The organism is Protofrankia sp. Cas4, from assembly GCF_963555915.1.
In the GTDB taxonomy this organism is placed as follows: domain Bacteria; phylum Actinomycetota; class Actinomycetes; order Frankiales; family Frankiaceae; genus Protofrankia.
In genome coordinates this window covers 20,483-28,490 of sequence record NZ_CAUVXL010000130.1, presented here as the reverse complement: position 1 = coordinate 28,490, position 8,008 = coordinate 20,483, and the positions used below count along the sequence as shown (strand labels likewise).

The following is an 8,008-nucleotide window of genomic DNA, read 5'->3' as shown; positions in this document are numbered from 1 at the left end:
ACCTCTGATCGAGCACCGTTGGAGCGGTCGACGGGACGGGCGGTCGCGGGTGGGACAGTACCGGGGACGACAGGATGACCGTGCCTTTCGAAAGGAGCTTTTTCCATGAGCCGAGCGGGCCGGAGCTCCGGCGCTGATCCCTCCGCCGGGCCGGTGGGGTCCTCGGATCCGACTCACGCCACGGGCGGTACGGGGTCGGACGTGATTGCCGCGGCGCGGGCCGCCGGTTTGGTCAAGATTTATGGATCCGGACAGACCGCGGTGACCGCACTGCGCGATATCGACGTTTCCTTCCCCCGCGGGCGGTTTACCGCGATCATGGGGCCGTCCGGGTCGGGCAAGTCGACGTTGATGCATTGCCTGGCCGGTCTTGACACCGTGACCCGGGGCCAGGTCTTCATCGGCGCCGTGGACCTGTCGCGGTTGTCGGACAAGGCGCTCACCCAGCTTCGCCGTGACCGCATCGGCTTCGTGTTCCAGCAGTTCAACCTGTTGCCGACGCTGACCGCAGCCGAGAACATCACGCTTCCCCTCGACATCGCCGGCCGCAAGCCCGACCGCGAGTGGATGGCGCAGGTGGTCGACGCCGTCGGGCTCGCACCGCGCCTGAGCCACCGCCCGTCGGAGCTGTCCGGCGGTCAGCAGCAGCGGGTCGCGTGTGCCCGCGCATTGGTGACCCGGCCGGATATCGTCTTCGCCGATGAACCCACCGGCAACCTGGACTCCAGGTCCGGAGCCGAGGTGCTGTCGTTTCTCCAACGCTCCGTGCGCGAGCTCGGTCAGACCGTCGTGATGGTCACCCACGATCCCACCGCGGCTTCGTTCTCCGATGAGGTCGTCTTCCTCGTCGACGGAAGGCTTGTCGACTCGATGCCGAACCCGACCGCCGAAAGCGTCCTCGACCGGATGAAGCACCTCGATCAGCTCCAGCAGGAGGCCGACGCCGAGGACGGCGACCGTTCGGACTGGGGTGGCCGGCAACCCTGGCAGGACGAGGGCGTAGGTCTCGACGAAGCCGTCGACGAAGCCCTCGACGAAGCCGCCGGCTACGGATCGTCGGGCAGGGCCTGACCGATGCTGCGCACCACCCTGAAGAGTCTGCTGGCCCGCAAGCTCCGGCTGCTGCTCTCCGCTCTCGCGGTCGTGGCCGGGGTCAGTTTCGTCACCGGCACGCTGGTACTCACCGATACCCTCAACCAGACGTTCGACACGCTGTTCGCCAACGCCACCAGGAATATCAGCGTGTCGGTTCGTGCGATCAACGCGGTGGACGAGAATCCCGCTGGGAACAGCTCCAGCCGGCCTGTTCCCAGCTCCCTGCTGGACGTGGTCAAGGGCGTGCCCGGCGTACGGACGGCCGTCGGCGATGTGAACGGAACGGCCGTTTTCGTCAACCCCCGTACCGGCAAGGTGCTCGACACCGGCGGTGCACCTGGGATCGGCACCAGCTGGAAGGGTGGTACTCCGGTATCCGCGGTCGAGGTCGCCGCGGGTCGGGCGCCACACGGCCAGGAGTTCGTGATCGACAAGAGCAGCGCGGACAAGGCGGGCCTGCAGCTGGGCGATCGGGTGACCGTGTTGACCAAGGGCGCACCGGCTGTTTACACCCTGGTCGGGACATTCCGGCTGGCGGGGCAGGACAGCGTCGGGGGTGCCACGGTGATCGCTTTCGACACCGCTACCGCGCAGCGCGTCCTGCTCGCCCCGGACGAGTTCACCTCGATCAGCATAGCCGCCGTCGACGGCCTGTCCCAGACCGAGCTTCGCGACCGGGTTGCCGGGGTGCTGCCCGCGGGTGTCGAGGCAATCACCGGCAAACAGCTGGCCGACGAGAACGCGAACGCGATCCAGAAGGCCATCGGCGGTTTCTCCACGTTCCTGCTGGTGTTCGCGGGGATCTCGGTCTTCGTGGGTGCCTTCATCATTTTCAACACCTTCACGATGCTGGTGGCCCAGCGGGTCCGGGAGCTTGCGTTGCTGCGGGCGCTGGGCGCCAGCCGGCGCCAGGTCCAGCTCGCGGTCCAGCTTGAGGCGGGCATCGTCGGGTTCGTCGGCGCGACGGTAGGACTGGCGTTCGGCGCGGTTCTGGCCCTTCTGTTGCGAGTCGCGATCGCGGCGATCGGGGTGTCACTACCCGGCGGGGGGTTGGTGTTCCGACCCCGAACGATCATTGTCGCCTACGCTGTCGGCGTTGTCGTCACGGCGGTCGCCGCCTTCATCCCCGCGCGCAAAGCCGCGTCGGTCCCACCGGTGGCGGCGATGCGCGAATCCTTCGTCCTACCCGCGCGTTCCCTGCGCTCCCGTGGTATCGCCGGTGGCGCCCTGGCGGGTATCGGTGCGTTGCTCCTCGTCTATGGGCTGGCCGCCGTCACCGGGAAGTCCGGGGCGGCGGTGGTCGGCATCGGTGCCGGACTGTGCTTCCTCGGCATCGCGACTCTCTCGCCGCTGCTCGCGCGGCCCATCACCAGGTTCATCGGCAGTCCGCTGCCGGTTCTGTTCGGCGCCACCGGCCGCCTCGGACGCGAGAACGCCATGCGTAATCCACGCCGGAGCGCCTCGACGGCATCCGCGTTGATGATCGGCCTGGCGCTGGTCAGCGCGTTCGCGGTGCTCGGTGCGTCCATCAAGGATTCCGTCAAGGAGACCGTCAGCAACAGTCTGGGTGCGGACTTCTACCTGGCCGGGTCCGGTTTCGGTCAGGGGTTCAGCCCCGACATCGCCCAGTCTCTGCGGGGTAAACCAGGCATCGAGCTCGTCACAGGCCTGCGGTCGGACGTGGCCCAGATCAAGGGGAAGAAGGGGACCATCCTGGCGGGTGACCCGGTTGCCCTGCCGCAGCTGCTCGCGTTGCGACAGGTCAACGGGGATATCGCCAAGCTCGGCAACGGAACAATCATCATGGACAGCGACACGGTGACGGCTGACGGGCTCGTCGTGGGTCAGCAGGTTCCGGTGGTTTTCCCGGATGGCCCGACCACCCTCACCCTCGCCGGGACGTACAAGAAAAGCCAGGTCGCTGGCAAGTACCTCGTCGCCCTGAGTGAGTTCAGCCGGCATTACAACTCCGATCTCGACATCTTCGTCATGGTCAGGATCGCGTCGAACGCGAACATCGCCGACGTTCGGAAGGAGATCGACTCCGTCGCCAAGGCCTACCCGAACGTGGCGGTACGCGACCAGTCCGAGTTCGTCCGGCAGCAGGAGAAGCAGGTCGACCAGTTTCTGGGCCTCGTCTACGTCCTGCTGGCCCTCGCCGTCGTCATCGCGTTGTTCGGGATCGTCAACACGTTGGCCCTCTCCGTGATCGAACGGACCCGGGAGATCGGGCTGTTGCGCGCGGTCGGCATGAGCAGACGTCAGCTGCGCAGGATGGTGCGCCTGGAGGCAGTGGTGATCGCCGTCTTCGGAGCGCTCCTCGGCGTCGTCGTCGGCAGCTTCTTCGGCTGGGCGTTGACCCGCGCCCTCAAGGACCAGGGCATCAACACCTTCGCCTACCCGCTGTGGACGGTCGTCCTCGTCGTGATCATGGGTGGCCTGCTCGGTGTCCTGGCTGCCATCTTCCCGGCCCGTCGGGCCGCGAAGATGGACATCCTGCGGGCGATCTCGACAACCTGATCACGCATCACCCCGGCACGCATCACACCAGGTCGACGCCGTCCGCATCCCGGTACCGCACGCTGCCCGCGGACGGCGAAACCAGCCCGTCGAGTAGCCCCACGGTGACCTCGCGCAGGCTCGCCACAACGGTCGCCCCGGCGATGGCCGCGGACGGCGCGGCCATCGGGAAGGACGGGACGAGAACCGTCGCGCAGCCCGCGTCGAGGCCGGCACGCGCGCCAGCCTCACTGTCCTCGAGGACCACACACCGAGCTGGCACCACGCCCAGGAGGCTCGCCGCCGTCAGGTACGGCTCCGGATGCGGCTTGCGCAGGCTGACCTCGTCGCCGGCGACCGTCACCGCGAACCGGTCGAGGCCGATCGCGGCGAGGACGGGATCCATCAGCACGCGGAACGACGACGACACCAGTGCGGTCGGGATCCCCGCCGCAGCCAGCGCATCCAGCAGCGCGATGGAACCCGGCATCGGGACGATCCGGCCGGGCTCGCCGAACAGCTCGGCGGTCCGCTTGACCAGGAAGCGGGCGGCCGCGTCCGGGTCCGCGTCCGGTACCTCGAGCATCGAGAGCATGAGCGGCACGGCCGTGTCGATCCCGTGCCCGATCATCGCCGTCTTGATCTCCGGGGTGAACCGGCCACCGAGGCTTTCCGCCAGTTCGTGCTCTGCCACCGTCCAGAGTGGTTCGGTGTCAACCAGCAGACCGTCCATGTCGAACAGGACGGCCGCAACACCATCGTCAACGCTCACCCGACCTGCATATCAGGTCGGGTGAGCGTGGCGAACTATCAGGTGGCGAAGTACTTGGCCTCGGGGTGGTGCGCGATGATCGCCGACGTGGACTGTTCCGGCACGAGCTGGAACTCCTCGGACAGCTCGACACCGACCCGTCCCGGATCCAGCAGGTCGAACACCCCGACCTGCTGCTCCAGGTCGGGGCAGGCCGGGTAGCCGAAGGAGTAACGGGACCCACGGTAGTTCTGCCGGAGGACCCCGGCCAGATCGTGGGCATCGGCGGCACCGGCGGGAGTGCCATCGGGCAGCAGCAGTTCGGAGCGGACCCGCTTGTGCCAGTACTCGGTCAGCGCCTCGGTGAGCTGGACCGACAGCCCGTGCAGCTCCAGGTACTCCCGGTAGGAGTCGGCGGCGAAGAGCTCGGCCGTGACCGCGCTGATCCGCCGGCCCATGGTGATGATCATAAAGGGGACGACGTCCACCTCGCCGGCTTCCTCCGACCGGTAGAAGTCGGCCAGACACAGCCGGCGGTCCCGGCGCTGGCGCGGAAAGCTGAAGCGGGCCCGTTCATCACCGTCAGCGGACAGGACGATCAGATCCTCACCCTTGCTGACACACGGGAAGTAGCCGTACACGACGGCGGCTTCCAGCATCTGCTCGGAGACGATGCGGTCGAGCCACATCCGCAGCCGGGGGCGTCCCTGCGTCTCCACCAGCTCCTCGTAGGAGGGGCCCTCGCCACCGCGGGCGCCGCGTAGTCCCCACTGGCCGAGGAATGTCGCCCGCTCGTCGAGGAAGGAGGCGTAGTCGGCCAGTGGGATGCCCTTGACGATCCGGTCCCCCCAGAACGGCGGCACCGGCACGGGGTTGTCGGTCGCCACGTCCGAACGCGGCGGCAGCTCGGCCACGGGCTCCTCAGCCCGGGCCGCTGTCCTGGCAGCCTTGATCCGTTCGGTGCGCTCCCGGCGGGCCCGGCGTTCGGCCATGCGCGGGTCATCGGCGAGCGGCGGTGCCTGGCCTCGCTTGGCCGCCATGACCGCGTCCATGAGGGACAGGCCCTCGAAGGCGTCCCGCGCGTAGCGGACCTCGCCCTCGTAGAGCTGCGCCAGGTCTCCTTCGACGTAGGCTCGGGTAAGCGCGGCGCCGCCGAGCAGCACCGGCCAGGTGGCCGCCACCCCGCGGGTGTTCATCTCCGCGAGGTTCTCCTTCATGACCACGGTGGATTTCACCAGCAGCCCGGACATGCCGATCGCGTCGGCGTGCTGCTCGGCCGCCGCGTCCAGGATTGCCGCGATCGGCTGCTTGATCCCGAGGTTGACAACCGTGTAGCCGTTGTTGGACAGGATGATGTCGACGAGGTTCTTGCCGATGTCGTGGACGTCGCCCTTGACCGTGGCGAGTACCAGGGTGCCCTTGCCCCGGCTGTCGGACTTCTCCATGTGCGGCTCGAGATAGGCGACCGCGGCCTTCATGACCTCGGCCGACGCCAGGACGAACGGCAGCTGCATCTGCCCGGAGCCGAACAGGTCACCGACGACTTTCATGCCGCCCAGCAGGGTCTCGTTGATGATCGCCAGCGGATCCCGGGAGCGCATCGCCTCGTCGAGGTCGGCCTCCAGCCCGGTCCGTTCACCGTCGATGATCCGCCGCTGGAGTCGTTCGTCGAGCGGCAGCGCGGCCAGTTCCTCGGCCCGGGTCGGCCCGCCGACATGGCCCTCGACACCCTCGAACAGGTCCAGGAACCGGGTCAGCGGATCGTAGCCGTCCCGGCGCCGGTCGTAGACCAGGTCGAGGGCGACCTCACGCTGGGTATCCGGGATGCGCGCCATCGGAAGGATCTTGGAGGCGTGCACGATCGCCGCGTCCAGGCCGGCTTCGACGCACTCGGTCAGGAACACCGAGTTGAGCACCACCCGGGCGGCCGGCTTCAGACCGAAGGAGATGTTGGACAGCCCGAGGATGGTCTGCACGTCGGGATGGCGCCGTTTGATCTCGCGGATCGCCTCGATGGTGGCAATCCCGTCGCCGCGCGACTCCTCCTGCCCGGTACCGAGGGTGAAGGTCAGGGCGTCGATGAGGATGTCGGACTCGTGCATCCCCCACTGCCCGGTCAGCTGGGCGATCAGCCGTTGCGCGACCTGCACCTTCCACTCGACGGTCCGGGCCTGGCCTTCTTCGTCGATGCAGAGTGCGACGACGGCCGCGCCGTGTTCGCGGATGATCGGCATCACGGTGGCGAACCGGGAGCCGGGGCCGTCGCCGTCCTCGAAGTTGACCGAGTTCACCACGCAGCGTCCGCCGAGGCATTCCAGCCCCGCCTCGATGACCGGGGGTTCGGTGGAGTCGAGCATCACCGGCAACGTGGACGCGGTGGCATAGCGGCTGGCAACCTCCCGCATGTCGACCGTGCCGTCCCGGCCGACGTAGTCCACACAGACGTCGATCATGTGCGCGCCCTCACGGGTGGCGGCGCGGGCGATCTCCACGACGTCATCCCAGCGGCTGTCGATCAGCGCGTCGCGGAAAGCCCTGGAACCGTTGGTGTTGGTGCGCTCACCCACCATCAGCACCGAATTGTCCTGCCGGAACGGCACGGCCTGGTAGAGCGAGGCCGCGGCGGCGTCAACGGCCGGCCGCCGTGGCGTGACGGCTCGTCCGGCGACGCGCTCGACAACCTGACGCAGATGCTCGGGGGTGGTTCCGCAGCAACCGCCGACCAGTACGGCGCCGTAGTCACGGGTGAAGGTGTCAAGCGCGTCGGCGAGTTCGGCCGGGGTCAGCGGGTAGGTGGCGCCGTCACGGCCAAGCGTGGGCAGACCGGCGTTCGGCATGACCGAAAGCCCGATTCGGGCGTGCCGGGCCAGGTGACGCAGGTGTTCGCTCATCTCGGTGGGTCCGGTCGCGCAGTTCAGGCCGATCAGGTCGATGCCGAGCGGCTCGAGCGCGGTGAGCGCGGCGGCGATCTCCGAGCCCAGCAGCATCGACCCGGTCAGCTCCACGGTGACCTGCGCGATGACGACAACCCGACGATCAGCGGCGGCCATCGCGCGGCGCGCTCCGATGATCGCGGCTTTGGCCTGCAGAAGGTCCTGCGCGGTCTCCACCAGGACGGCGTCGACGCCCCCCGCGAGCAACCCGGCGACCTGGCGCTGATAGGCGTCCCGCAGCGGTGGGTAGGCGATGTGTCCCAAGGTGGGCAGCTTCGTTCCAGGGCCCACCGAACCGAGGACGAAGCGAGGCCGGTCGGTCGTGCTCCAGAAGTCGGCAGCCTCACGGGCTATCCGGGCACCCGCCTGCGCCAGTTCCCCGATACGGTCAGCGATGCCGTACTCTCCGAGATTGGCGAGGTTAGCTCCGAAGGTGTTCGTCTCGACTGCGTCACACCCGACAGCGAAGTAGGCGTCGTGTACTGCCCGCACCACGTCTGGACGCGTCACGTTCAGAATCTCGTTGCAGCCTTCGTGACCCTGGAAGTCGTCGAGACTCAGATCGGCGGCCTGCAGCATCGTTCCCATGGCACCGTCGGCTACCAGCACGCGTTCGGCCAAGGCGGAAAACAGGTCGGCTCGCACCTGGGAAGCGTACCGGGCGTGCCCGTGCCGATCGTGGTGACGACTCATAGTCGTCATCGGGTTTGCCCGGGTTACCGACCTCCTG

4 protein-coding genes are annotated in these 8,008 nt (G+C 68.1%); 2 read left to right on the top strand and 2 right to left on the bottom strand.

The features are described from left to right. The first annotated feature begins 105 nt into the window (after positions 1 to 105). Together U9979_RS12280 and U9979_RS12275 are read left to right on the top strand one after the other, a co-directional pair. Positions 106 to 1,071, top strand: a complete 966-nt coding sequence (locus U9979_RS12280; RefSeq protein WP_416220046.1) for an ABC transporter ATP-binding protein — start codon at positions 106 to 108, stop codon at positions 1,069 to 1,071. Between the two features lie 3 nt (positions 1,072 to 1,074). Beyond that, positions 1,075 to 3,615: an ABC transporter permease gene (locus tag U9979_RS12275; RefSeq protein ID WP_322779493.1), complete on the top strand. Its 2,541-nt coding sequence runs from the start codon at positions 1,075 to 1,077 to the stop codon at positions 3,613 to 3,615. A gap of 22 nt (positions 3,616 to 3,637) precedes the next feature. On the opposite strand, the gene U9979_RS12270 is transcribed toward U9979_RS12275, so the two are convergent. Together U9979_RS12270 and metH are read right to left on the bottom strand one after the other, a co-directional pair. Then, positions 3,638 to 4,366: an HAD family phosphatase gene (locus tag U9979_RS12270; protein WP_322779492.1), complete on the bottom strand. Its 729-nt coding sequence runs from the start codon at positions 4,364 to 4,366 to the stop codon at positions 3,638 to 3,640. Positions 4,367 to 4,404: 38 nt separating this feature from the next. Further along, entirely contained in the window at positions 4,405 to 7,971 is a 3,567-nt protein-coding gene (gene metH, locus U9979_RS12265; RefSeq protein WP_416220048.1) for a methionine synthase, read from the bottom strand. Positions 7,972 to 8,008 lie beyond the last annotated feature (37 nt).